The following is a 24,319-nucleotide window of genomic DNA, read 5'->3' on the forward strand; positions in this document are numbered from 1 at the left end:
GGCATAATCGCCGCCATGGACAAGATAGACACCATCATTTCCCAATGGCGGCGCGAGCGACCCGACCTCGACAGCGCCAGCATCGGCGTCATCGGCCGCTTGGCGCGGCTGGTGACCCATGTGGAGCGCGCGTTGGCCGACAACTTCGCCCGCTTCGGGCTGAAGGACGGCGAATTCGACGTGCTGGCCACCTTGCGCCGCGCCGGCGCGCCCTATCAGCTATCGCCCACCATGCTGTACACCACGCTGTTGCTGACCTCCGGCGCGGTCAGCAAACGGCTGGACCGGCTGGAAAGCGCCGGCTGGGTGGAGCGCCTGCCCGATCCCAACGACCGCCGCGGCATGCTGATCCGTCTGAGCCCGGCCGGACTGGAACTGATTGAACGCGCGATGAGCGCCCACATCGCCACCCAGGAAAGCGCGCTGGCCGCGCTGGCCGCGCCGCAACGCGAGCAACTGGCCGCGCTGCTGAGCCAATGGCTGCAAAGCTTCCCCGGAGAAGCGCAAACCGAAGCGGCGTCCCCGCCTCGCCCCCTCCCCACCGAAAGCAAGACATCATGAAGCAAGACAACTCCGTTCAGCGCCCGCTGTGGCTGGCGCTGTCCATCATTCTGGTGGGCCTCAATCTGCGCCCCGCCCTGGCCGCCATCGGCCCGCTGCTGGACCAGTTGCGCCACGCCACCGGCATGAGCTTCAGCGACGCCTCGCTGCTGACCACGCTGCCGGTGGCCACCATGGGCGCCGGCGCCTTCCTCGGCAGCTGGCTGGAACGCCGCGCCGGCGCGCGTCAGGGCGTGGTCATCGCCCTGCTGCTGATCCTGCTGTCCAGCGCGCTGCGCTGGCTGCCGGCCAGCTTCGGCGCCCTGCTGGCCACCGCGCTGATGGCCGGCATCGGCATCGCGCTGGCCCAGGCGCTGATTCCCGGCTTCATCAAGCAGCACTTCCCGCACAAGGTATCGGCGCTGATGGGCTTCTACATCACCGCCATCATGGCCGGCGCCTCGCTGGCCGCCGCCGGCGCGCCGTGGCTGGCCGCGCATAGCGCGCATTGGCAGAACGGCCTGGCCGCCTGGGCCGCGCTGGCGGCGCTGGCGCTGCCCTGCTGGCTGCTCTGCGCGCCGCGCGGCGCTCCCGGCGGCGGCTCCGCCGCCCGCGCGCCGCGGTTCAGCCAGATTCCGCGCGCCTGGCTGCTGGCCTTCTATTTCGGCATCGGCACCGCGGTCTACGCCAGTTCCCTGGCCTGGCTGCCGGCCTTGTTCGTGCAATTGGGCTGGAGCCAGCAGCAAGGCGGCCTGATGCTCAGCTTCATGACCGGCATGGAAGTGGTGTCCGGCCTGACCATCCCGCTGCTGTCCGCGCGCAGCCACGACATGCGCGGCTGGCTGACCCTGGTGCTGCTGGCGGTGCTGGCCGGCTTGCTGGGCATGGTGCTGGCGCCGCACGGCGGCCTGCTGCTGCTGTGGGTGGCCTTGCTGGGCCTGGGCGTGGGCGGCCTGTTCCCGCTGACCATGATCCTGACGCTGCACCACTACGAGGACGCGCGCAACGCCGGCCAGCTGTCGGCCTTCGTGCAGGGGATAGGCTATCTGATCGCCGCGGTGGCGCCGTTCGCCGCCGGCTGGATCCGCGACGCCACCTCCAGCTTCAACCTGGCCTGGCTGTGCCTGGCCTTGCTGATCGCCAGCCTGCTGGTGCTGACTCGCCGCTTCGCGCCGCAGGGCTACGCCGAGGCGATGCAAAGCCCGGCCGCCGTCGCCGCGCAGACCCGCTGATCCCCGGCGCGGCGCTCGGCGCCGCCCGCAAACCGCAAGGAGAAAGTCGATGAGCAAGGCAGTCCCCTTCCGCCTGAGCAATCCCGCCGGCCTGTACGACCCGGCGCCCAACGGCTATTCCCACCTGGCCGTGGTCGACGCCGGCAGCCGCATGCTGCTGGTGGCCGGCCAGGGCGGCGAGAACGCCGCCGGCGAGCTGGCCGACGGCTTCGAGGCGCAAGTGCGCCAAGCGCTGGCCAATCTGCGCGTCGCGCTGGCCGCCGGCGGCGCCGATCTCGCCCATGTCGCCAAGCTGACGGTGCTGATCGTCGATCACAGCGAAGCGCGGCTGCGCGCCTTCGGCGCGGAGCTCTGCGCCGCCTGGGGCGCGCTGCCGGCTCCGGCCTGCACGCTGATCCCGGTGCCGCGGCTGGCGCTGGACGGCATGTTGTTCGAGATCGAGGCCACCGCCTTCCTGCCGGCGTGAACTCCCCGACGCAAAAAAAGCCCGCCGTGAAGGCGGGCTTTTTCGCTGGCGGGCGCGCTCAGCGCCGCGGCATGAAGCGCACGTAATCCCCTTCGCCCACCTTGCCCTGCGATTGCACCGCGCCGACGGCGAAATTGGGCTGCACCTGGCTGATGATGACGTCGCCGGCCAAGGTCTCCGGCACGCCCAGTTCGCGGCCGGAAATCAGATCGCGCACCGGCTGCGCGCTCTTGCGCTGGTAGACCAGGAATTTGTCGCCGACGGCGACGCCGTCCAGCGAGCCGGCGTTGATGTACACCTGGCGCGCGTCGACCAGCTTGACGATGCGGGCGGAGAACGGAATGCAGGAAATCACCTCGCCGATCCGGCTCACCGCCTGATCCAGCGCCCGATTCACCGCCTGGCCGTAATCGCTCTGCCAGAAGGCCGCCGAGGCGAACGGCCGCGGCGGATTGGGCGTCACCTCGCCCCTGGCCAGCTCCGACACCCGCTCGCGAGCCAGCAGCGCGCCGGTCAGCGCGTCGTAGACCCAGACTTCGGCGTCGAACTGGCGCTCGGTGGGCACGTACTTGACCCCGCCGCCGAGCAGGCCGGCGAACGGCCCGTTGTAGAAGGTGCCCTGCTGACTGGTGTTGTTGGACTCGTACAGCGATTTGCGCAGCCCCTTGGCGGTGGCGCCGGTGGCTAGCACCCGGCCGGCCACCACGAACTGAGCGTCCTCGGACTGGCCGATGCGGCGAACGATCTCCGCGCCGGCGGCCGGCTCGGCCACGCGCGAATCGGCCAGCACCGACACGGTGTTGGCGTCCAGCAGGCTGTACATGCGGTTGGCCCCCAAGCGCCGCGACAGTTCGGTGGGCAGGCCGGTGGCCAGCTCCGGCATGTCGGACGCCTCCGCCGGGCGGTCCACCTGGAAATAAGTGGTGACGATCTTGCGGCGCAGGCTGCGGCCCGGCGGCATCGCGCAGGCCGGCTCCTTGCCGCGCGCGGCGGCGGACGGCTTGCCGGTGTCCACCTCCACCAGCACGTGGTAGAGCTTGCCTTGCTGGAACTCCTTCGCCACCTTGACCGCGCCCTGAACCGGCGCCAGCGGCGTCAGCGAGCCGGACTCGCTGCTCTTGCCGTAATCCAGCCCCTGCGAAGCTTCCACCCGCGCGCCCTGGCGCAGCGCCACCATCTTGAGCGCGTCCTGCAGCGCTTGCTCGCGCGCGGCGGCCACGCCGTTGTCCAGCGAGGCCACGCCTTCGGCGCGCATGATCTCGGCGCCGGCCGGACAAACAAAAGCCGCCGCAAACGCGGCGGCCAGCAGAGAGGGAAAGCGAAACCGCATCATTGAGCCATGTAGTAGTTGCTGTTGTAGCGCGCCGCGCCGCAATTGCCTTCCGCGCACTGCAGGCCGGAAGTGGCGTTCTCCTGCGAAGCCTTCATCACGCTGCCGCCGGTCTTGTCCAGCGCCTGGCGGAATTGTTTGTAGAAGTCCTGATCCAGCGTGATCTCGGCGATGGCCTCGCTGGTGCCGTCCGGCTTCATGCTGTTGGAAACGATGTTGACCCCGCGCAGATAAGCGTCCACGTAAGTGCGGAAGCTGTCGCTGTTGGCGATCATATTGGACACCGAGCTGTTGCCCACCAGCTTCATGCCCTGCACCTGCTCGGCGATGGCGCGGAAAGCGTCCAGCCGGGCGGCGCGCAGCGCCAGCAGCTTGCGCTGCGACGGCGTCAGGCTGGAGGTGTACGGCGCAGCGCCGCTGCCCACCACCCGCACCACGATGGGCTGATAGGGATTCACTTCCTTGACCACCACCTTGGGCGCCTCGGTCTCGATGCCCGGGCCGACGAAACCGACGCCGCTCGGCGTCATGCCCGCCGCGGCGCGCGGCGCTTCTGCCGCCTGCGGCGGACGCTCGGCGGTGGCGCAGGCGGACAAGCCCAGCAAGACGGACAGGAAGCAGGCAACACTGGGAATCGTTTTCATGGCAAATACCGTTGGATGTTGCTCGAATTATGAAGCGATCTAAGCGAACGTCAACCGCAACATCGGCATTCCCATGCAAAACTTGAATAAAAACAAAATCCCGCCCGCCTCAGCGTCCGCCGTCCCCGGCCCGGTTCAGCTGCCGCGCCGAGGAAAACCCGGCCGCCAGCGCGGCCTTTTCCTTGGACAGCCCGGCGCCGCGCCACTGGCTGGCCAGCGCCAGGCGCAGCCCGGTGTGATAGTCGTGCACTGACACGCCGGCGTGCTCGCGGAACAGCCGCGACAAATGCCGGGCGCTGACGTGCACCTGGCCGGCCAGTTCCTCCACCCGCCAGCCGCGCGCGGGATCGGCGGCGATCAGGTCCTGCGCCTTGTGCACCGCCGGGTGCAGATGGTTGCGATGGGTCAGCCACGGCGACAGCTCCGGGTCGCCGGCGGAACGGCGGAAATACACCACCATGTGGCGCGCCACCTCGCGCGCCAGCGCCGGCCCGGCCAGCTCTGCGATCAACTGCAAGGCCAGGTCCACGCCGGCGGTGATGCCGGCGCTGCTGCTGATCGATCCGTCCTGCACGAAGACGCGGTTCTGCTGCACCCTGGCCTGCGGCGCCAGTTGCTGCAGGCGCTCCAGCAAGGTGTGGTGAGTGGTGCACTGGCGGCCGTCCAGCAAGCCGGCCTCCGCCGCCAACAGGCTGCCGGAACAAATGCTGGCCACGCGCTGGCGACCGGGGTCCACCCGGCGGCGCAGCCAGCGCACGATCTCGCGCGCCTCCGGCCGCGCATAGGCCTCGATCGAATGCGCGGCGCCGCTGATCACCACCAGCGCCTCGTCCGGCAGCGTCTCCGGCAAGGGCGCCGCGCCTTCCAGGCTCAGGCCCAGCGAGGTGGGCACGCCGGCCGCCGGCGCGACGTAATGCGGCCGGAACGGCGCGCCCAGTTGCGCGGCGATGCGGAAGGCGTCGGCCGGGCCGGCCAGATCCACCAGCAGCAAATTGGGCGGCAGCACGAAAAAGACATCAAGCGCCACGCGTCGCCGCTCCTTCGCGCAGGCGCGCCAGCCAGCGCGCGCCGAACACGTTCACCGCCAGTCCAGCCAGCAGCAGCAGGCTGCCGACGGCCTGCAGCGCGCTCAAACGCTCGTCCAGCAACAGGCCGGACGCCAGCACGCCCACCACCGGCACCAGCAGCGAAAACGGCGCCACCTTGCCGGCCGGGTGACGCGACAGCAGCCGGCTCCACAAACCGTAGCCGAACAAGGTGGCGACAAAGGCCAGATAGGCCACCGCGAACAGCGCCTGCGGCGTGAAATGCGCCAGGGCGGCGGCGATGCGCTCGCCGCCTTCCAGCCACCAGGACAGCAGGAAGAACGGAATCGGCGGCACCAGGCTGGACCACACCACCAGGCCCAGCGGCTGAACGCTGTAGCCGGCGCGGCCCATCTGCCTCACCACCACATTGGACAGCGCCCAGCTGAAGGCGGCGGCGATGGTCAGGCCCAGGCCCACCGCCGTCATGCTGCCGCCCTTGCTCAGGCCGATCAAAACCAGGCCTCCCAGGGCCAGCAGCAGCCCGGCCATCTGGCTGGCCTGCCAGCGCTCGCGCAGCCACAAACCGGCCAGGATCAAGGTGAAGAAAGCCTGCGATTGCAACACCACCGAGGCGAGACCGGCGGGCATGCCCAGCTTGATGGCGGTGAACAGACAGGCGAACTGGCCGACGCCCACGCTGAGGCCGTAGGCCAGCAGATAGCGCCAGGGCAGCGCCGGCCGGCGGATGAAGAACAGGGCCGGCACCGCGGCCAGACAGAAACGCAGGCCGCCCAGCAGCAGAGGCGGCACATCGGACACGCCCCATTTGATCACCACGAAGTTGACGCCCCACACCAGCACGATGGCCAGCGCCTGCAGCAAATCACTCCACGGCATCGCCGTCTCCTTGCGCCGACGCCGCCGGCCACAGCACCGCCTGGGCGACGATGACGCGCTCGCCGTCGAAGGTTGCCGCCGGCGAGCCGTGCAGCCGGTAGCCCAAGGCCAGCGCCTCGCTGACGCGGCGGCAGAAGCCGGCGTCGTCCGGGCCGCTCAGCAGACGATAGGCCGGCATGCCGTCGGGGGGAAGGGTGGGCCGCATGCGATTCTCCCATGGCTGAGCGGCGGGCCCGGCCCGCCGCATTCATTTTAGATAGCGCTTCACAGTACCATCAGACAGTCTCGATGGCGACGGTCAAATGCCCGCTCGCTCAGCGCGCCAGCTTGGCCAGCGCCTGCTCCACGCTGACGATGTCGGCGAAGCGGCCGGCCAGCACCAGCTCGGTCTTGGCCCGGATTTCCGCCGGGCTGAACACCTGGCCGCTATGCGGATGAGTCATCGCGAAGGTCAAGGTGGCCTCGGTGACGAAGTCCACCTCGTAACCCAGGTCGGACGCCACCCGGGTGGTGGTTTCGCAGCATTGCTCGGTGCGGATGCCGGACACGATCAAGCGCTGGACGCCGTGGCTGATCAGCCAGGGCTGCAGGCCGGAATCGGTCAGCGCGTTGTGCACGTGCTTGACGAAGGTGGCGGCCGGCCGGTGGCGCAGCCATTCCAGCGACCGCACCAGGCCGGAGGCGGCGCTGAAGGCCTCGTCTCCGTCTTCGTGCAGGATGTTGATCACCGGCGCGCCCAACGCTTCGGCGCCGGCGATCAATTGCCGCAGCTTGTCCCGAAAAGCCGGGATCTCGTCTTCCTTCCAATACGGGCGGTGACGGAACGATTCCTGCGCGTCAATCACCAGCAAGGCGGTTTTCTTCATGGCGCTTTCTCCCTCGCGTCCGGGCCGGACGCTGTTGAACACAGCCCGAATGCTACGGACTCGCGCGCCTTTATTTAACGCTGATTACGGACAAGCCGCTGTCAAAAACGGACATCGTGCCCACCGCGGCCGGCGCCGGCGCGGCGGCAAGCTCGGCCGCCTTCGCCGGGCCTTGCGGCTGGAACTCGTCGTACAGCAGCCACAAGGCGGTGGCGGCCATCAGCACCCCCATGCTCAGATTGAAGCCCAGCAGCGCGCGCGGGCTGGCGAGCCAGGCGCGCAAGCGCTCGCCGGCCCAGGCCCAGACCCCGATGCACGGCAGGTTGACCGCGGCGAACACCGCCGCCAGCATGACCGCGCCCAGCCAGCGCTGCTCCTCCGCCGCCGGCATGAACAGGATGGCGGCGTTGATCACCATCACCCAGGCCTTGGGATTCAGCCATTGAAACAGCGCCGCGCCGACGAAACCCAGCGGCCGCGCCGCCGCGCCCGCCTCCGGCTGGCCGGCGCGGGCTATCTTCCAGGACAGCCACAATAGATAGGCGCAGCCCAGCAGGGCCAGCGGCAGCCGCGCGGCCTGGATGCCGTCCAGCAGCAGCGACAGCAGGCTGCCCACCAGGAACACCTGGAAAGCGCAGCCCAGGCTGATGCCCAGCATGTGCGGAATGGTGCGGCGAAAGCCGAAATTGACGCCGGACGCGGTCAGCATCAGATTATTGGGGCCGGGGGTGATGGACATCACCGCCACATAGGACAACAAGGCGAATTCGGGCATGGCGGGCTTCTCTTTAAACTTGCTCCGCGCCGTCCGGCGGCGCGGCATGGCGATGCATGGGGCCGACGCGGCCCCGCTTTCCCAATCCATGCTACGCAGCGCAGCCCGACGCCGACAGCCGCAGCTGTCACCTTTCGCGGTGGTGACAGCGCGGCGTTTCCGCAAACTGTCACCATCGCCTATCATGGGTACTGTGTCTGTCTACCGCCGCCCAAGCGCGGCAAGCTGTCCCCATGGAACCCATTGTCGCCCCCCAAGCCCCCACGCTGTATCAGCAACTGGCCGACGATCTGTCGCTGGCCATCAAGCGCGGCACCCTGCCCCCCGGCGCCAAACTGCCGTCGGTGCGGCGCACCTCGCAAAGCCGCCAGCTCAGCCTGAACACCGTGGTGGCCGCCTACCGGGTGCTGGAGGACCGCGGCCTGATCGAGGCCCGGCCGCAATCCGGCTACTACGTGCGGGCGCGGCTGCCGTCGCCGGCGCGGCCGGCGGCCACCCTCAGCAGCCCGGCCGCGCCGACGCGGCCGCAGGTGCTGGGCCTGATAGACACCGTGCTGGAGGCGCAGCAGAACGAGGATTACATCGACCTGGCGCTGGCCTGTCCTCACGGCGGCGACTTCTACCCCGGCGGCAAGCTGGGCCGGCTGATGGGTCAGATCCTGCGCCGCCAGCCCGGCATGGTCAGCCGCTACGCGCTGCCACCGGGCTCCTTGCGGCTGCGCACCCAGATCGCGCGCCGCGGCCTGGAACTGGGCATGACCTTGCAGGCTCAGGACATCGTGCTCACCCACGGCTGCATGGAGGCGCTGCAATTGGCGCTGCGCGCGGTGACCCGGCCCGGCGACACCGTGGGCCTGGAATCGCCCACCTATTTCAACCTGCTGCCGCTGATCGCCAGCCTGGGCCTGAAAACGGTGGAGATCCCCACCGATCCGCAAACCGGCCTGTCCGTCGACGCGGTGGAGCTCTTGTTGGTGGAAAAACGCATCAACGCGCTGGTGGCGATGCCCAACGTCCACAACCCGCTGGGCGCGACCATGCCGCTGGAGGCCAAGAAGCGGCTGGCGCGGCTGATCACCCGCCACCAGGTGCCGCTGATCGAGGACGCGCTGTACGCCGAGCTGCAGTTCGGCGACACCCTGGCGCCGGCGGTCAAGGCCTTCGACGACGAAGGCTGGGTCATCGTCTGCTCCAGCTACACCAAGACGCTGGCGCCGGATTTCCGCATCGGCTGGATGGAGGGCGGCCGTTTCGGCCACGCGCTGCGCCAGCTCAAGTTCGCCTCCTCGGTGGCGGAGCCGGCGGTGCTCTCGGAAACCCTGGGCGCCTTCCTGGAGTCCGGCGGCTACGACCATCATCTGCGCGCCTTGAAGCGGCGCTACGCCGCCCACGTGGAAAAGGTGCGCGGCATGATCGCGCGCCATTTCCCGGCCGGCACCCACGCCACCGCGCCTTCCGGCGGTTTTCTGATCTGGGTGGAGCTGCCCGAGGACATCGACGCGGTGGCGCTGTTCCACGCCGCCATCGCGGAGATGATCAGCATCATGCCCGGCCCGCTGTACTCCCCCAGCGGCCGCTATCCCAACGCGCTGCGGCTGTCCTGCTGCTATCCGCTGGACGAGCGCTATCTGGCGGCGCTGGCGCGCGTCGGCGTCCTGGCCGGCCAGCTCCGGCGCTCCTGACGCCGCGCCGGCGGCGCCTCCGCGCGGCGGGCGGCGGGCGAGCCCGCGCCGAGCCGCCCGCGAAGACATTTTCAAGGCGCGCGAGGGTTTTTATGAACCGCGCATATTGCTATTAAGTGGCTGGCCTTTTTGAAATCCATGCCTAACAATGAAGCAAGACCTGACCGCGCCCGCAGCGGGCGCGAGCGCAGAAAGAGACTTCATGCCGACGATCAAGAAACCAGCCGCCACCGACAGCGGGTCCGCCGCCGGCAAACACCAGCGCCGTCTGCGCGACCTGCTGAACCGCTACGACGCCGCCTTCTCCGCCGGCGCGTCGCTGGACAGCTTGTTGCGCCAGCTGGAGCAATTGCGCGATTACGCGCTGCGCCACGCCATCGGCGAAGCGCAGATCTTGTCCGCGCTGGCCGCCCAGCCCGCGCTGCCCCAGGACAGCGCCGCCGGACGCCAGGCCCGGCAAATGCTGACCGACATGACCCACAGCCTGGGACGGCAGTTGCTGCAGCCGGCGCTGGCCTCCCCCGCCAAGCCGCAGCCGCCGCCGGCTCAGGCCATGCTGGAACAACTGGAAGACGGCGTGCTGCTGCTGGAGCCCGTCGGCCAGCAAGTGCTGTACGCCAACGCCGCGCTGCTGGAATTGCTGGGCCGCGCCGACGCGCCCGCCTATCCCGTCGCGCTCTCGGCGCTGGCGCCCGGCAGCGGTCTGGCCGAAGCGCTGCGCCCGCTGCTGACCCTGCCCAAGGACAAGCCCAGCCAGATCGCCGCCACCCCGCTGCGCCGGCCTGACGGCGACGCCGGCCACGCCGACATCCGCGCGCGGCCGCTGCGGGCCGAAGGCCAGGACTGCCTGCTGCTGACCTTTCACGACGCCACCGACCGGCTCACCTCCGAACAGCTGCTGACCCGCCATCTGGACATCCTGGCGCAACTGGCCGGCCTGTCCGCCGAACTGGCCAGCCAACCGGCCGAACCGCTGTGGGCGCGCATGAGCGGCCTGCTGGAGCGCGTGGGCCGCTTCCTCGGCGCCGACCGCTGCCTGCTGGCCCTGCTGGACGCCGACGGCAAGCAAGTGCGCATCGCCCGCGAATGGCGGCGCGAAGTCCGGGCCGCCGGACCGCCGGCCGAGCCGCCGGCCATCCCCCGCCCCAAGCTCTGCTGGCTGGAACAACAGCTGGGCCAGCAACGCACTTTGCAGCTGAACGACAGTGCCGACGCGCCGGAAGCGGCCGACGTCCTGCGCCAGCTGCTGGGCGACAACGGCCAGAGCGCCTTGCTGGCCACGCTGCGGCCTCGCCAATGCTGGCGCGGCGTGCTGGCGGTCAGCGCGCCGGCGCCGCACAGCTGGCTGTGGATAGAACAGCACATGCTGCAGTCGGTGGCGGACATGTTGTCCAACTTCCTGGACCGCAGCCAGCACCACAGCGACGCCCAGCGCCGCCAGAGCGAGGCGCTGGCCCAGGCGCGGATCGGCCATTGGGAATGGCGGCGCGGCGACGCCGCGCCGCACTGGTCGGAAGAGCTGTACCAGCTGTGGCGGCTGGACCCCGCCCGGCAGCCCCCGCCGCTGGCGCAATTGCCCGCGCTGCTGCCGCCCGCAGACTGGCCGCCGCTGCGCCGCTGTCTGCGCCAGGTGCTGCGCCGGCGCGAAACCGCCCAGCTTGACCACCGCATCCTGCTGCCGGACGGCGGCGACCGCTACGTCCGCCATCACATCGCGCTGGAACAGGACGGCCGCGGCCGCGTCCTCCGCCTGAGCGGCACCCTGCAGGACATCAGCGAATTCAAGCACCGCGAACAGACCCTGCAGCAAGCCGCCGCCGTTTACGAACACACGCAGGAAGGCGTGATGATCGCCGACGCCGACCTGCGCATCCTCGACGTCAACCCCGCCTTCAGCGCGCTCACCGGCTACGCCCGCGCCGACCTCCTGGGCCAGAGCCCGCGCCTATTGCACTCCGGACGCCACGACGCCGGCTTCTACCGCCGGCTGTGGCAGGCGGTGGCGGAACACGGCCGCTGGCAAGGCGAGATCTGGAACCGCCACAAGGACGGCAGCGTGGCGCCGGCCTGGCTCACCGTCACCGCGGTGCGCGACGCCTACGGCGCGGTGCGCAACTACGTCGGCGTGTTCTCCGACATCGCCCAGATCAAGAAATCCGCCGCCGAGATGGCGCAGCTGGCGCACTACGACTCGCTGACCACCCTGCCCAACCGCCTACTGTTCCTGTCGCGGCTGGAGCACGCGATCCAGACCGCCAAGCGCGAGCGCCGCCGCGTGGCGGTGCTGTTCATCGACCTGGACAACTTCAAGCAGATCAACGACACCCGCGGCCACGGCGCCGGCGACCGCCTGCTGGTGGAAGTGGCCGCCCGGCTCAAGGACTGCCTGCGCGCCAACGACACCGTGGCCCGCATCGGCGGCGACGAATTCCTGATCCTGCTGGAGAACCAGAAGGCCGACAATCCGGTCATCGACATCGCCAACAAGATCGTCAAGGCCTGCGCCCGGCCGTTCCGGCTGGAAGAGCAAGAGGTGGAAGTGGGCTGCAGCGTGGGCATCAGCATCTACCCCCGCGACGGCCAGGACGCGGAAACGCTGATGCGCAACGCCGACGCCGCCATGTACCAGGCCAAGAACGACGGCAAGGGCGCCTTCCGCTTCTACACCGAGGAGCTGACCCAGCGCGCGCGCCTGCGGGTGGAACAGGAGCGCGAACTGCGCCTGGCGCTGGAGCGGCGCGAGCTGTTCCTGGTGTTCCAGCCCAAATACCATCTGCAAAGCGGCGCCCTCGTCGGCGCCGAGGCCTTGCTGCGCTGGCAGCACCCGGTCCGGGGCCTGGTCGGGCCGGACGCCTTCATTCCGCTGGCCGAGGAAACCGGCCTGATCATCCCCATCGGCAGCTGGCTGATCCGTCACGCCTGCGGCATTCTGCGCCGCTGGCAGGACGCCGGCCTGTCGCCGGGCGTGCTCAGCCTCAATATCGCCGGCGCGCAAATCCAGCGCGCCCCCATCCTGCAAACGCTGAAGCAGGCGCTGCGCGATTGCCGGATTCCGCCGCGGCAGATCGAGCTGGAAATCACCGAGCGCTTCGTGATGAGCAATCCGGACGCGCACCTGAAAGTGCTGCGCGAACTGCGCCAGCTGGGCGTAAGCCTGTCCATAGACGATTTCGGCACCGGCTACTCCTCGCTCAGCTATCTGCGCCAGCTGCCGGTGCAAACGCTGAAAATCGACCAGTCGCTGGTGCGCGGCCTGCCGGACCACGAGCACGAGGCCAGCATCAGCCTGGCCATCATCTCGCTGGCCAAGACCCTGCACCTGGGCCTGGTGGCCGAAGGCGTGGAAAACGAGGCTCAGCGCCGCTTCCTGCTGGACGCCGGCTGCGAGCACGGCCAGGGCTTTCTCTACGCCCGGCCGCTGCCGGAAAACGAATTCGCCGCACTGGTCAAAAACGGCGGCGCGGCCCCGTCCCGCCCCTGAGCCTTCCGGGCGGAGAAACCCGCTTGCCGATGAGATTTTCAACGCCGCGGCGACGGCGGCGGACAAATCCATCTCCCTGATTTTTTTGTGAAAACCGCCTTTGCGCCGCGCCTGATTCGGCCATTGGCGCAGAAATACTTGTATTTTTCTGACAAATCAGTGCGTTAGATATATAATACCGTTCGCCTCAGATTTTCTGATCGTTCCGGCAGCTGCCTGCTGGACGCTCCGCCTTGCCTGAGGGCTGCCTGTGAAGCCAGCCCCTCCCTAGCTTGGTTACCGAATAGACGCGCCAATAGCACCCGCTCGCGGCAGTCCACGTGACTGCCGCTGTGGCTGTTGGCCTACCGTATTAGAAAGGAATCGTAATGTCCAAAGAAGACATGATCGAACTGGAAGGTGTTGTCATTGAAATGTTGCCCGAGTCCCGCTTCCGCGTGCGCCTGGACAACAACGTCGAAATCCTTGCCTATGGCTCGGGCAAGATGAAGATGCACCGTATTCGCGTTCTGGTAGGCGACCGCGTCACTGTAGAGATGTCGCCCTACGATCTGACCAAGGGCCGCATCAATTTCCGTCATCCGACGGCGCCGGCCGGCGGCGGCACGCCTCGCCCCCATCACAACCGACGCCGTTGATCTGCCGGCATGGCCCGCTTTCGCGGTCATGCCCAGGAGCAACATTTGCGAGTCAATGAACTCAAACCCGGCGATTACATCGCCGAACAACACGATAGCGCCGCAATCACATTTACCGTGATTGCGGTCAACGCAGTAGGACGTCATTGCCACGTCACTTTTTCGTCCGAACTGGGCCTGGATTCCGCCAGCTACCCGCACGACGCCTGGATCAACGCCTCTCGCCCCTGAGACGGCCGCCCCGATCCGATTGACGCTCAAACGCCGCACCCGCCCGGGATCTCACCCCGGTGCCAGCCGCGGCCGCTTCCGCCTTGTTTGCCCGAGCCCGGCTTAGCCGCGCGCGCCGTCGTCAATGGCGGGCATCGCCGCGTCAATCTGATTCATCCTCAAAAAGTCATTTGACATATCAAAAATTGGTTCCATAGTGGTATCTATGCCGCGCCATCCGCGCGGCAGAAAACCACATAAACGGCTGCCCCGATTCCACGCGGCGTCCGCCCGCCGGCAGCCCGACAACAGGAGCCAACATGCGCAAACCCCTGACCGCCCTGATCCTGGGCCTGGCCTGCCAGGCCGCCCTGGCCGAGCCTCAGCCGCCCACGCTGCAACAGGCGCTGCAATACGAAGCCGCGCTGACCGACACCCCCTTCTTCCGCAGCGTCAAGGCCTCGATCCGCACCCTGCCCAACGCCCAGGTTGAGCAAGTGGCGCCCGGCCGCGCCGCCAACCCGCTGAACGTGCGCCGGGTGGAACGGCTGCTGCCGGCGGCCAAGTGGGAATACTATTTCTCGCGCCGCGACGCCAGTTACAGCTACCAGCGCTTCCTGCAGGCCATCGCCAAATTCCCCGCCATCTGCGACGACTACCGCGACGGCCGCGACGGCGACGCCATCTGCCGCCACAGCCTGGCCGCCATGTTCGCCCACTTCGCCCAGGAAACCGGCGACCACAATCGCAGCGACACGGTTCCGGAATGGCGGCAGGGCCTGAAATATCTGCGCGAGATGGGCTGCGCCGAAACCGGACCCGGCTGCGGCTACAACACCGAATGCGCCGATCCGGTGTTCAACAAGGTGTGGACTTGCGGCAAGAACGCCGACGGCAGCTGGAAGAAATACTTCGGCCGCGGCGCCAAACAGCTGTCCTACAACTACAATTACGGCCCCTTCTCCCAGGCCATGTTCGACGGCGACCAATCGGTGCTGCTGAAGAACCCGGACCTGGTGGCCTCCACCTGGCTCAACCTGACCTCGGCCACCTTCTTCTTCGTCTTCCCGCAGCCGCCCAAGCCGTCGATGCTGCACGTGCTGGACGGCAGCTGGGTGCCCAACGCCGCGGACAAGGCGGCCGGCGCCGGCAACAACTTCGCCACCACCATCCAGATCATCAACGCCGAGTGCGGCGGCGGCACCGAGCGCCAGGCCGCGCAGAACCGCATCGACTACTACCGCCAGTTCGCCAACGATCTGGGCTGGGACTACGGCAACGAACAACTGTCCTGCGCCAATATGCAGCGCTTCAGCGCCGCCAGCTCCGCCGCCTACAACATCTATTGGGAAAAGGACTGGAAATGGGGCAATGACTACAAATGCCAGTTGGTGAACTACCAGACGCCGTACAGCGCGCTGCAAGCCGGCAACTACCAGCGCTGCGTCGAGGACAACTGGAACGTCAAGCTGAAATGAAATCGGCCGGCTCCGCTCGCGCGGGGCCGGCCTCGCCAACGACTGTCGTTCACCCGTGCTTCACCTCCCCGTCCATTGGCCTATCTCGTCTCCACGATAAGCCATCGCGGCTAAACGCCGCGTCAATCCGGCGGCGTCCCCGCTAAAAATCGCGTCAAGAATTCCCTTGGGCACGGCGCTTGCTTGATCCAAGCCGTCCCTTTCCCCCGGTGCCGCAATGTCCGCCCCTCCGCCGCTGCGCCTGCTGCTGGTCAACGACCACGCCAAAACCATCGCCTCGCTGCGCCAGGCGCTGGCGCGCGCCGGCTACGCCGTCGTCGCCGAGGTGGACGGCGCCGCGGCCTTGCTGCAGGCGGTGGAAGGGCTGCGGCCGGACGTGGTGATCGTGGACACCGAATCGCCGTCGCGCGACACCCTTGAGCAACTGGCGCTGCTGGGCGAAATCGCGCCGCACCCGGTGGTGATGTTCGCCGACCAGGGCGACCTGCCCACGATAGAGGCCGCGGTCCACGCCGGCGTGGCGGCCTATGTGGTGGACCAGGCCGACGCCGCGCGACTGGCGCCCATCATCGACCTGGCCCGCGCGCGCTTCGCCGAGGACGCCCGCTTGCGGCGGCGGCTGGCGGCGGCGGAACAACAGCTGGCCGAGCGCAAGCTGATCGAGCGCGCCAAGGGCATTCTGATGGACAGGCGCCGGCTCAGCGAGAACGACGCCTACCAGGCGCTGCGCCGCCAGGCGATGCGCGAGGGCCTGCGCGTCGCCGAACTGGCCCGACAACTGATCCAGGCCGCCGAACTGCTAGGCTGAACCACGAGGACCGCCCCCATGACCGTACCGCACCGCCTGCGCCTGGGCTATCTGCCGCTGACCGACAGCGCGCCGCTGATCGTCGCGCGCCAGCTGGGGCTGGACCGCCGCCACGGCCTGGAGCTGGAACTGCTGCGCCAGCCATCGTGGAGCGCGGTGCGCGACAAGCTGCTGGACGGCCGCCTGCACGCCGCCGCGGCGCTGTACGGCCTGGCCTACGGCATGCAGCTGGGCCTGGCCGGCCCGCAAGCCGACATGGCGCTGCTGATGACGCTGAACCAGAACGGCCAGGCCATCACCCTCAGCCACCCGCTGGCCGACGCCCTGACCGCCGCGCCGGAACAGGCCTTGCGCCGCCGCGCCCGCCAGGACGGCGCGCCGCTGACCTTGGCGCACACCTTCCCCGCCGGCACGCATGCCTTGTGGCTCAATTACTGGCTGGCGGCGCAAGGCCTGGACCCGCGGCGCGACGCGCGCCTGGTGGTGATCCCGCCGCCGCAGATGGGCGCAGCGCTGGAGGCCGGCCAGCTGGACGGCTTCTGCGCCGGCGAGCCCTGGCACCAGCAGGCGGCGGCGCGCCAGGCCGGCCGCGTCGTCGTCGCCAGCGGCGAGATCTGGCCCGGCCACCCGGAGAAAGCCCTGCTCTGCCGCCGCGACTTCGCGCAACAAGAACCGGCCGCCGCCGGCGCGCTGATCATGACGCTGCTGGAAGCCTGCCGCTGGCTGGAACACAGCGAACACCGCCGCCAGGCGGCGCGCTGGCTGGCGCGGCCGGAGCATATAGCCCTGCCGGAGACGCTGATCGCCGCCACCCTGCCCTCGGTCGCCGCCGGCGCGGCGGCGCTGCGCTTCTTCGACCAGGGCCGGGTCAATTGCCCCTATCCGTCCGACGGCGTCTGGTTCGTCGACCAGTTCCGGCGCTGGGGCTGGCTGAGCGGCGACGAGGACGCGCAAGCCGTGGCCGCCGCGGTCAGCCAGAGCCGGCTCTACCGGCAAGCGGCGGACGCGCTGGGCCTGCCGGTTCCGGCCCAGCCTCAGCGCCGCGGCCGGCTCTGCGACGGCGTGGAATGGGACGGGCAGCCGCGCTACCAAGCCGCGCTGGACCTGCCCGGCTGAACAACGGTTCACGATTTTCTCAGGGCCTGTTCAAGGTCTCGCTCTTGCTCGCAAGATTTTGAGCGGACTCCAGGCCCAGCATGCTGCAACGCACAAACACAGTGCGCGGCCGGCTGCTTCCGCACCAGCGCGGTGCGCCCCTCCGCCGCAAGACCATGTAAACATTGAAATTTCGCCGCTCCGCGGCTGGCACGGCGTTTGCATAAGTCAAGCCGGGCCTGGCACAAAGACGTGCCCCGCCCGCCCCAAATGCTTGTCCGGCCAATGGCGGCCGGGACGGCAACGGACAACGGCGTCCGCTCCTGCTATCACCGAGGAGCGAACGCCGTTTTTATTTTGGCCGGCCCCCGGCCGCTCGCGGCACAGGAGTTTCGCATGGACCGTTCATTCTGGCACAGCGGGCACAAGCCCACCTTGCTGTCCGCCTTCCTCTATTTCGACCTCAGCTTCATGGTCTGGTATCTGCTGGGCCCGCTGCAGGTGCCCATCGCCGCCGCGCTGGGCCTGGACACCCGCGAACGCGCCTTGATGGTGGCCACTCCCATTCTGGCCGGCGCGCTGTTGCGGCTGGCGGTCGGCATGCTGGCGGACCGCATCGGCGCCAAGCGCACCGGGCTGATCGCCCAGATCGTCGTCGTCGCCGCCCTGCTGGCCGCCTGGCGCGTCGGCCTGTCCAGCCTGGGCGGCGCGCTGCTGCTGGGCCTGTTCCTCGGCGTGGCCGGCGCCTCCTTCGCCGTGGCGCTGCCGCTGGCCTCGCGCTGGTATCCGCCGGCGCATCAGGGCACGGCGCTGGGCATCGCCGGCGCCGGCAACTCCGGCACCGTGCTGGCGGCGCTGTTCGCGCCGATGCTGGCCTTGCAGTTCGGCTGGCAGAACGTGTTCGGCCTCGCCTGTCTGCCGCTGCTGCTGGTGCTGCTGCTGTTCGCGCGGCTGGCCAAGGACGCGCCCGGCGCGCCGCCGCCCAAGCGTTGGGCCGATTACCTGGCGGTGCTGGCCCAACGCGACGCCTGGTGGCTGATGCTGTTCTACGCCATCACCTTCGGCGGCTTCGCCGGCTTCGCCAGCGCGCTGCCCGGCTATTTCCACGACCAGTTCGGCTTCGACGCCAAGACCGCCGGGCTCTACACCGCCGCCTGCGTGTTCGCCGGCTCGATGATGCGGCCGCTGGGCGGCGTGCTGGCGGACCGCGTCGGCGGCACCCGCTCGCTGCTGGCCGTCTACCTGGCGGTGGCGGCCTTGCTGTTCGCCGCCGGCCTGGAGCCGGGCGGCGCCGGCGGCGCGCTGCTGCTGTTCGTGCTGGCCATGCTCTGCCTGGGCGCCGGCAACGGCGCGGTGTTCCAACTGGTGCCGCAGCGCTTCGGCGGCGAGATCGGCGCGGTCACCGGCCTGATCGGCATGGCCGGCGGCGTCGGCGGCTTCCTGCTGGCGGCCGGCCTGGGCATGATCAAGCAGGCCAGCGGCGGCTACGCCATCGGCCTGTGGCTGTACGCCGCGCTGGCCTTGGCGGGCTGGGCCGGCCTGGCCGGGCTGCGCCAGCGCTGGCGCGCCGGCTGGTCTCTGGCCAGCGCCCGGCTCTGAGACGCGAGGACATCCATCATGACGAAACCCAAACTGGTAGTGGTGGGCAACGGCATGGCCGGCATCCGCACCGTGGAAGAGCTGCTGACGCTGGCGCCGGACCTGTACGACATCACCGTGTTCGGCGCCGAGCCGCACCCCAACTACAACCGCATCCAGCTGTCGCCGGTGCTGGCCGGCGAACAGACCTTCGACGACATCGTGCTCAATCCGCGCAGCTGGTACGCCGAGCGCGGCATCGCCCTGCACACCGGCAAGACCGTGGTGGAGCTGGACCGCGCGCGCCGGCTGGTGCGCGCCGACGACGGCGGCGTCGCCCATTACGACCGGCTGCTGCTGGCCACCGGCTCGCTGCCGGTGATGCTGCCGCTGCCGGGCCGCGATCTCGCCGGCGTCATCGGCTACCGCGACATCCGCGACACCGAGGCCATGCTGGCGGCCAGCGCCGGCGGCGGCCGCGCGGTGGTGATAGGCGGCGGCCTGCTCGGCCTGGAAGCCGCCTACGGCCTGAAGCAGCGCGGCATGGAGGTGACCGTGGTCCACCTGGCGGACTGGCTGCTGGAACGGCAGCTGGACCCCGTCGCCGCCCGCTTGCTGCAGGCCTCGCTGGAAGCGCGCGGCCTGCGCATCCTGCTGGGCCGCCAGACCGCGGCGCTGCTGGACGACGGCCGCGGCGCGGTGGCGGCGGCGAAGCTCTCCGACGGCGAAACCCTGGAAGCCAAGCTGGTGGTGATGGCGGTGGGCATACGCCCCAATATCGCGCTGGCCGCCGCCGCCGGCCTGCACTGCGAGCGCGGCGTGGTGGTCAGCGACGCGCTGCAGACCTTCGACCCGCGCATCTACGCGGTGGGCGAATGCGTCAGCCACCGCGGCGTCTGCTACGGTCTGGTGGCGCCCTTGTTCGAACAGGCCAAGGTCTGCGCCAACCACTTGGCGCAGCTGGGCAGCAGCCGCTACCAGGGCTCGGTGATGGCGACCAAGCTCAAGGTCACCGGCGTCGACCTGTTCTCCGCCGGCGACTTCATCGGCGGCGACGGCTGCGACGAGATCGTACTGTCGGACCCGGCCGGCGGCCTGTACAAGAAACTGGTGCTGCGCGAGGACAAGCTGATCGGCGTCTGCCTGTACGGCGACACCGCCGACGGCGCCTGGTACTTCAAGCTGCTGCGCGAACAGCGGCCGATAGGCGATCTGCGCGAGCGGCTGATCTTCGGCGAAACCGCCATTGGCGACGTCGGCGTCCAAGGCCAGAGCCGCGCCGCCGGCATGCAGGACAGCGACGAAGTCTGCGGCTGCAACGGCGTCAGCAAGGGCGCCATCGTCAAGGCGATCAAGGAAAACGGCCTGTTCACCCTGGACGAGGTCAAGCGCTGCACCAAGGCCGGCGGCTCCTGCGGCTCTTGCAGCGGCCTGGTGGAACAGATCCTGATGAACACGGTGGGCGCGAGCTTCCAGGAAGCGCCCAAGACCAAGGCGGTCTGCGGCTGCACCGATCACAGCCACGCCGAGGTGCGCAAGGCCATCCGCGACCACCACCTGCTGGACCACGCCGCGGTCTACCATTTCCTGGAATGGCGCACGCCCAACGGCTGCGCCAGCTGCCGCCCTGCGATCAACTACTACCTGCTGTCCACCTGGCCGCGCGAGGCGGTGGACGATCCGCAAAGCCGTTTCGTCAACGAGCGGGTGCACGCCAACATCCAGAAGGACGGCACCTTCTCTGTGATCCCGCAAATGAAGGGCGGCGTCACCAACGCCGCCGAGCTGCGCCGCATCGCCGACGTGGCCGACAAATACCAGGTGCCCATGCTCAAGGTCACCGGCGGCCAGCGCATCGACCTGCTGGGCATACGCAAGGAAGACTTGGTCGAGGTCTGGAAAGACCTGGGCATGCAGTCCGGCCACGCCTACGGCAAATCCATCCGCACCGTGAAAACCTGCGTCGGCAGCGAGTTCTGCCGCTTCGGCACCCAGAACAGCACCCAGATGGGCATAGACCTGGAAACCATGCTGGCCAATATGTGGGCCCCGCACAAGGTCAAGCTGGCGGTGTCCGGCTGCCCGCGCAATTGCGCCGAAGCCGGCATCAAGGACGTGGGCGTGATCGCGGTGGATTCCGGCTGGGAGCTGTACGTGGGCGGCAACGGCGGCATCAAGACCGAGGTGGCGCAATTCCTGTGCAAGGTGAAGACCGCCGAGGAGGTGAAGGAATACAGCGGCGCCTTTCTGCAGCTCTACCGCGAGGAGGGCTATTACCTGGACCGCACCGTCCGCTACATCGCCCGCGTCGGCCTGGACTACGTCAAGGCGCGGGTGGTGGACGACGCCGCCAACCGCCAGGCCTTGTACCAGCGGCTGCTGTTCGCGCTGGAAGGCCTGCCCGACCCCTGGGCCGCCCGCATCGCCGGCGCGCAGCGCCAAGAATACATTCCCCTGAAAATCATCGCCTGAGGCCGCCATGGACGCCATCCCCCACCCCTCCTCCCGCTGGCTGCGCGTGTGCGCGCTGGACGACATCCCGCTGCTGGGCAGCCGCGTGCTGGCGCGCGACGGCGGCGACATCGCCCTGTTCCGGCCGCAGCCGCAGCAGGTGTTCGCGCTCTTGGACCGCTGCCCGCACCAGGGCGGCCCCTTGAGCCAGGGCCTGGTGCACGGCGCGGCGGTCACCTGTCCGCTGCACGGCTGGACCCTCAATCTGGAAGACGGCGAAGCCCAGGCGCCGGACCGCGGCTGCGCGCGGCGCTTCCCGGTCAGCCTGCGCGACGGCGACGTCTATCTGCAACTGTGAACCGGAGGACCGCGCCATGAGCACCACTCCCTCCACCTGCTGTTACTGCGGCGTCGGCTGCGGCGTGCTGATCCACAGCGACGGCGCGCGCATCACCGGCGTGGAAGGCGACCCGGCCCACCCGGCCAACCACGGCCGGCTGTGCAGCAAGGGCCTGGCGCTGGCGGACAGCTGCGCCAGCCTGTCCGGCCGCGCGCTGCACCCCGAGCTGCGGCTGAGCCGCGACGCCGCGCGCCGGCGCGTGGACTGGGACTGCGCTCTGGACACCGTGGCCGAACGGCTGGCCGGCGTCATCCGCCGCCACGGTCCGGACGCGGTGGCGGTCTACGCCTCAGGCCAGTTGCTGACCGAGGACTATTATCTGTTCAACAAGCTGACCAAGGGCCTGATCGGCAGCAACAACATCGACACCAATTCCCGGCTGTGCATGTCCAGCGCGGTCAGCGGCTACAAGCTGGCGCTGGGCGCCGACGGCCCGCCCACCTGCTATCAAGACCTGGAGCTGGCCGACTGCGTGCTGCTGGCCGGCAGCAATATGGCCTACGCCCACCCGGTGTTGTTCCGCCGGCTGGAAGCGGCCAAGGCGGCGCGGCCGGACAGCAAGTGGATCGTGGTCGACCCGCGCCGCACCGACACCGCCGCGCTGGCGGACCTGCATCTGCAGATCCAGCCCGGCAGCGACGTGGCGCTGTTCAACGGCATGCTGCACCACCTGATTTGGGAAGGCTTGATCGACGAGGGCTACATCGCCGCCCACACCGAGGGCTTCGACGCGCTCAAGCGCCTGCTGCGCGACTACGCGCCGCGCCAGGCCGCCGGCCTGTGCGGCATCGCCGAGGCCGAGCTGACCGCCGCCGCCGAATGGTTCGGCCGCAGCCCGGCCAGCCTGTCGCTGTATTGCATGGGCCTGAACCAATCCAGCCACGGCACCGCCAAGAACCTGGCGCTGATCAATCTGCACCTGGCCGCCGGCCAGATCGGCCGCCCCGGCGCCGGCCCCTTCTCGCTGACCGGCCAGCCCAACGCCATGGGCGGCCGCGAAGTGGGCGGCATGGCCACCATGCTGGCCGCCCACCGCGACATCGCCAATCCGCAACACCGCGCCGAAGTGGCCGCCCACTGGGGCGTGCCGCCGGAACGGCTCTCCGGCCGCCCCGGCCTGCCGGCCATCGCGCTGTTCGACGCGCTCAAGGCCGGCCGGGTCAAGGCGGTGTGGATAGTCTGCACCAATCCCGCCCACTCCTTGCCGGACCTGGAGCAAGCGCGCCAGGCGCTGGCCCAGGCCGAATTCGTCATCGTCCAGGACGCCTACGCCGACACCGACACCGCCGCCTGCGCCGACGCGCTGCTGCCCGCCGCCAGCTGGGGCGAAAAAGAAGGCACGGTCACCAACTCCGAACGCCGCGTCAGCCGGGTGCGCGCCGCCGCGCCGCCGCCGGGCGAAGCGCGCGCCGACGGCTGGATCGCCGCCGAAGTGGGCCGCCGGCTGGAACGGCTGCTGTACCCGGACGCGCCCAGCCTGTTCCGCGACTGCGAGCCGGCGGCGGTGTTCGCCGAGCACGCGGCGCTGACCGCCGGCCGCGACCTGGACCTCAGCGGCCTCAGCCACGCGCGGCTGGAGCGGGACGGCCCGCAGCAATGGCCGTTCCCGGCCGGCGCCGCTGGCGGCCAGGCGCGGCGTTACCAAGACGGCCGCTTCCCCACCGCCAGCGGCCGCGCGCAATTCCACGCCACGCCCTACCGCCCGCCGGCGGACGCGGTCAACGCCCACTATCCCTTCCGCCTGCTCACCGGCCGGCTGCGCGACCAATGGCACGGCATGAGCCGCAGCGGCCGGGTGGCGCGGCTGTTTTCCCACGCGCCGGAACCGACGCTGGACATGCACCCGGCCGACGCCGCCCGCCGCGGCCTCCAGGCCGGCGAGCTGGTCAAGGTGGAAAGCCGGCGCGGCGGCCTGGTGCTGCCGCTGGCGCTGAGCGAGGACTTGCCCGGCGGCTGCGTGTTCGCCGCCATGCACTGGAGCGGCCAGCACCTCGACAGCGGCGGCGTCAACCAGGCCTGTTCGCCGGCGGTGGACCCGCAATCCTTCCAGCCCGAACTCAAGCACGCCGCGGTGCGGGTGGAGCGCGCCGAACTGCCGTGGCGGGTGCGCGCCGCCAGCCGCCACCCTGACCTGCCGGCGCTGCGCGCCCGGCTGCAGCCCTTGCTGGCCGGCTGCGGCTACGCCGCGCTCAGCCTGCGGCCGCCTGACATCCTGGTGCTGAGCGCCGCCCACGCTCAGCCGCGGCCGGACTGGCTGAGCGAGCTGGCCTGGCTGCTGGAGCTGGACGGCGGCCCGCAGCTGCAAAGCTTCAGCGACGCGCGGCGCGGGCTGGAACAACGCATCGCCTGGCGCGACGACGCGCCCTGGGCCTTCGTCTTCGCCGGCGGACAGGACGACGGCGCGCGGCTGCTGGCCGCGATGCAAAGCGGCAAGCCCTGGCCCGGCAGCCGGCTCAGCGCGCTGCTCCCCGACATCGCCGCCGCTCCCGCCGCCGCGCGCATCGTCTGCAACTGCCTGCAAGTGGACGCCGAGCGCATCCGGGCGGTCATCGCCGCCGGCGCTGACCTGGCCGGACTCAAGGCGCAACTGGGCTGCGGCGGCGTCTGCGGCTCCTGCCTGCCCGAACTCAAACGCATGCTGGCGCGACAGACGGAACGGGAATATTGAAACCCCCGCGCGGAACGCTATGCTAGGGAGGTCCGGCGCTGTTACCCTCTGC

General features: G+C 69.6%; 21 protein-coding genes. 14 read left to right on the forward strand and 7 right to left on the reverse strand.

Going from position 1 to position 24,319, the window contains the following annotated elements:
• Window positions 1–15 precede the first annotated feature (15 nt).
• The 3 genes from JW897_RS06635 to JW897_RS06645 are packed head-to-tail and all read left to right on the forward strand — an operon-like array spanning window position 16 to window position 2,238.
• Complete coding sequence (locus JW897_RS06635; protein WP_205465568.1) at window positions 16–561, forward strand: MarR family winged helix-turn-helix transcriptional regulator; 546 nt, start codon at window positions 16–18, stop codon at window positions 559–561.
• Entirely contained in the window at window positions 558–1,772 is a 1,215-nt protein-coding gene (locus JW897_RS06640; protein WP_205465569.1) for a cyanate transporter, read from the forward strand. Before JW897_RS06635 ends, JW897_RS06640 begins: the two co-directional genes overlap by 4 nt.
• Before the next feature lie 49 nt (window positions 1,773–1,821).
• Complete coding sequence (locus tag JW897_RS06645) at window positions 1,822–2,238, forward strand: RidA family protein (RefSeq protein ID WP_205465570.1); 417 nt, start codon at window positions 1,822–1,824, stop codon at window positions 2,236–2,238.
• Window positions 2,239–2,296: 58 nt separating this feature from the next.
• On the opposite strand, the gene JW897_RS06650 is transcribed toward JW897_RS06645, so the two are convergent.
• The 7 genes from JW897_RS06650 to JW897_RS06680 all read right to left on the reverse strand — a co-directional run bounded on the left by JW897_RS06650 (window position 2,297) and on the right by JW897_RS06680 (window position 7,778).
• Window positions 2,297–3,493, reverse strand: coding sequence for a flagella assembly protein FlgT middle domain-containing protein (locus JW897_RS06650; RefSeq protein ID WP_231589285.1), 1,197 nt, complete (start codon window positions 3,491–3,493; stop codon window positions 2,297–2,299).
• A gap of 74 nt (window positions 3,494–3,567) precedes the next feature.
• The gene (locus JW897_RS06655; RefSeq protein ID WP_048414687.1) at window positions 3,568–4,212 is read right to left on the reverse strand and encodes an LPP20 family lipoprotein; all 645 of its coding nucleotides are present in this window, start codon (window positions 4,210–4,212) and stop codon (window positions 3,568–3,570) included.
• 109 nt (window positions 4,213–4,321) lie between these two features.
• Window positions 4,322–5,239, reverse strand: a complete 918-nt coding sequence (locus JW897_RS06660) for a GlxA family transcriptional regulator (protein WP_048414686.1) — start codon at window positions 5,237–5,239, stop codon at window positions 4,322–4,324.
• Window positions 5,229–6,137, reverse strand: coding sequence for an EamA family transporter (locus tag JW897_RS06665; RefSeq protein WP_048414685.1), 909 nt, complete (start codon window positions 6,135–6,137; stop codon window positions 5,229–5,231). Before JW897_RS06665 ends, JW897_RS06660 begins: the two co-directional genes overlap by 11 nt.
• Entirely contained in the window at window positions 6,124–6,342 is a 219-nt protein-coding gene (locus JW897_RS06670) for a DUF1737 domain-containing protein (protein WP_259043040.1), read from the reverse strand. The genes JW897_RS06665 and JW897_RS06670 overlap by 14 nt, the downstream gene beginning before the upstream one ends.
• Window positions 6,343–6,451: 109 nt before the next feature.
• Entirely contained in the window at window positions 6,452–7,003 is a 552-nt protein-coding gene (locus tag JW897_RS06675; RefSeq protein ID WP_205465571.1) for an isochorismatase family protein, read from the reverse strand.
• A gap of 70 nt (window positions 7,004–7,073) precedes the next feature.
• Complete coding sequence (locus JW897_RS06680; protein WP_205465572.1) at window positions 7,074–7,778, reverse strand: LysE family translocator; 705 nt, start codon at window positions 7,776–7,778, stop codon at window positions 7,074–7,076.
• Window positions 7,779–8,011: 233 nt separating this feature from the next.
• On the opposite strand from JW897_RS06680, the gene JW897_RS06685 reads away from it, so the two are divergent.
• The 11 genes from JW897_RS06685 (at window position 8,012) to JW897_RS06735 (ending at window position 24,267) form a co-directional block, all read left to right on the forward strand.
• Window positions 8,012–9,460 carry an aminotransferase-like domain-containing protein gene (locus JW897_RS06685; RefSeq protein WP_048414682.1) on the forward strand — a complete coding sequence of 483 codons (1,449 nt, stop codon included), beginning with the start codon at window positions 8,012–8,014 and terminating at the stop codon, window positions 9,458–9,460.
• A 202-nt stretch (window positions 9,461–9,662) separates the two neighbouring features.
• Window positions 9,663–12,941 (forward strand): sensor domain-containing protein, encoded by a 3,279-nt coding sequence (locus JW897_RS06690; RefSeq protein WP_205465573.1) that lies wholly within the window; start codon window positions 9,663–9,665, stop codon window positions 12,939–12,941.
• Between the two features lie 368 nt (window positions 12,942–13,309).
• Window positions 13,310–13,579, forward strand: coding sequence for a translation initiation factor IF-1 (gene infA, locus JW897_RS06695; protein WP_019104365.1), 270 nt, complete (start codon window positions 13,310–13,312; stop codon window positions 13,577–13,579).
• Between the two features lie 45 nt (window positions 13,580–13,624).
• Window positions 13,625–13,810: a hypothetical protein gene (locus tag JW897_RS06700; protein WP_156187881.1), complete on the forward strand. Its 186-nt coding sequence runs from the start codon at window positions 13,625–13,627 to the stop codon at window positions 13,808–13,810.
• Between the two features lie 299 nt (window positions 13,811–14,109).
• Complete coding sequence (locus JW897_RS06705) at window positions 14,110–15,267, forward strand: chitinase (RefSeq protein ID WP_240352110.1); 1,158 nt, start codon at window positions 14,110–14,112, stop codon at window positions 15,265–15,267.
• Between the two features lie 217 nt (window positions 15,268–15,484).
• Window positions 15,485–16,075 carry an ANTAR domain-containing response regulator gene (locus tag JW897_RS06710; RefSeq protein ID WP_082159033.1) on the forward strand — a complete coding sequence of 197 codons (591 nt, stop codon included), beginning with the start codon at window positions 15,485–15,487 and terminating at the stop codon, window positions 16,073–16,075.
• 18 nt (window positions 16,076–16,093) lie between these two features.
• The gene (locus JW897_RS06715; protein ID WP_205465574.1) at window positions 16,094–17,191 is read left to right on the forward strand and encodes a CmpA/NrtA family ABC transporter substrate-binding protein; all 1,098 of its coding nucleotides are present in this window, start codon (window positions 16,094–16,096) and stop codon (window positions 17,189–17,191) included.
• 375 nt (window positions 17,192–17,566) lie between these two features.
• Entirely contained in the window at window positions 17,567–18,769 is a 1,203-nt protein-coding gene (locus JW897_RS06720; RefSeq protein WP_205465575.1) for a nitrate/nitrite transporter, read from the forward strand.
• Window positions 18,770–18,787: 18 nt separating this feature from the next.
• Window positions 18,788–21,220, forward strand: a complete 2,433-nt coding sequence (nirB, locus tag JW897_RS06725) for a nitrite reductase large subunit NirB (RefSeq protein ID WP_205465576.1) — start codon at window positions 18,788–18,790, stop codon at window positions 21,218–21,220.
• 7 nt (window positions 21,221–21,227) lie between these two features.
• Window positions 21,228–21,557 carry a nitrite reductase small subunit NirD gene (gene nirD, locus JW897_RS06730; RefSeq protein WP_082159031.1) on the forward strand — a complete coding sequence of 110 codons (330 nt, stop codon included), beginning with the start codon at window positions 21,228–21,230 and terminating at the stop codon, window positions 21,555–21,557.
• A 16-nt stretch (window positions 21,558–21,573) separates the two neighbouring features.
• On the forward strand, window positions 21,574–24,267 hold the full coding sequence (locus JW897_RS06735; protein ID WP_205465577.1) for a nitrate reductase: 2,694 nt from the start codon (window positions 21,574–21,576) through the stop codon (window positions 24,265–24,267).
• Window positions 24,268–24,319 lie beyond the last annotated feature (52 nt).

Source organism: Chromobacterium alkanivorans, assembly GCF_016937655.1.
Classification (GTDB): Bacteria; Pseudomonadota; Gammaproteobacteria; order Burkholderiales; family Chromobacteriaceae; genus Chromobacterium; species Chromobacterium alkanivorans.

Coding starts and splice junctions, on each gene's coding strand:
- JW897_RS06635 (WP_205465568.1), top strand. CDS start 16: ATGGACAAGATAGACACCATCATTTCCCAATGGCGGCGCGAGCGACCC.
- JW897_RS06640 (WP_205465569.1), top strand. CDS start 558: ATGAAGCAAGACAACTCCGTTCAGCGCCCGCTGTGGCTGGCGCTGTCC.
- JW897_RS06645 (WP_205465570.1), top strand. CDS start 1,822: ATGAGCAAGGCAGTCCCCTTCCGCCTGAGCAATCCCGCCGGCCTGTAC.
- JW897_RS06650 (WP_231589285.1), bottom strand. CDS start 3,493: ATGCGCGCCGAAGGCGTGGCCTCGCTGGACAACGGCGTGGCCGCCGCG.
- JW897_RS06655 (WP_048414687.1), bottom strand. CDS start 4,212: ATGAAAACGATTCCCAGTGTTGCCTGCTTCCTGTCCGTCTTGCTGGGC.
- JW897_RS06665 (WP_048414685.1), bottom strand. CDS start 6,137: ATGCCGTGGAGTGATTTGCTGCAGGCGCTGGCCATCGTGCTGGTGTGG.
- JW897_RS06670 (WP_259043040.1), bottom strand. CDS start 6,342: ATGCGGCCCACCCTTCCCCCCGACGGCATGCCGGCCTATCGTCTGCTG.
- JW897_RS06675 (WP_205465571.1), bottom strand. CDS start 7,003: ATGAAGAAAACCGCCTTGCTGGTGATTGACGCGCAGGAATCGTTCCGT.
- JW897_RS06680 (WP_205465572.1), bottom strand. CDS start 7,778: ATGCCCGAATTCGCCTTGTTGTCCTATGTGGCGGTGATGTCCATCACC.
- JW897_RS06685 (WP_048414682.1), top strand. CDS start 8,012: ATGGAACCCATTGTCGCCCCCCAAGCCCCCACGCTGTATCAGCAACTG.
- JW897_RS06690 (WP_205465573.1), top strand. CDS start 9,663: ATGCCGACGATCAAGAAACCAGCCGCCACCGACAGCGGGTCCGCCGCC.
- infA (WP_019104365.1), top strand. CDS start 13,310: ATGTCCAAAGAAGACATGATCGAACTGGAAGGTGTTGTCATTGAAATG.
- JW897_RS06705 (WP_240352110.1), top strand. CDS start 14,110: ATGCGCAAACCCCTGACCGCCCTGATCCTGGGCCTGGCCTGCCAGGCC.
- JW897_RS06710 (WP_082159033.1), top strand. CDS start 15,485: ATGTCCGCCCCTCCGCCGCTGCGCCTGCTGCTGGTCAACGACCACGCC.
- JW897_RS06715 (WP_205465574.1), top strand. CDS start 16,094: ATGACCGTACCGCACCGCCTGCGCCTGGGCTATCTGCCGCTGACCGAC.
- JW897_RS06720 (WP_205465575.1), top strand. CDS start 17,567: ATGGACCGTTCATTCTGGCACAGCGGGCACAAGCCCACCTTGCTGTCC.
- nirB (WP_205465576.1), top strand. CDS start 18,788: ATGACGAAACCCAAACTGGTAGTGGTGGGCAACGGCATGGCCGGCATC.
- nirD (WP_082159031.1), top strand. CDS start 21,228: ATGGACGCCATCCCCCACCCCTCCTCCCGCTGGCTGCGCGTGTGCGCG.
- JW897_RS06735 (WP_205465577.1), top strand. CDS start 21,574: ATGAGCACCACTCCCTCCACCTGCTGTTACTGCGGCGTCGGCTGCGGC.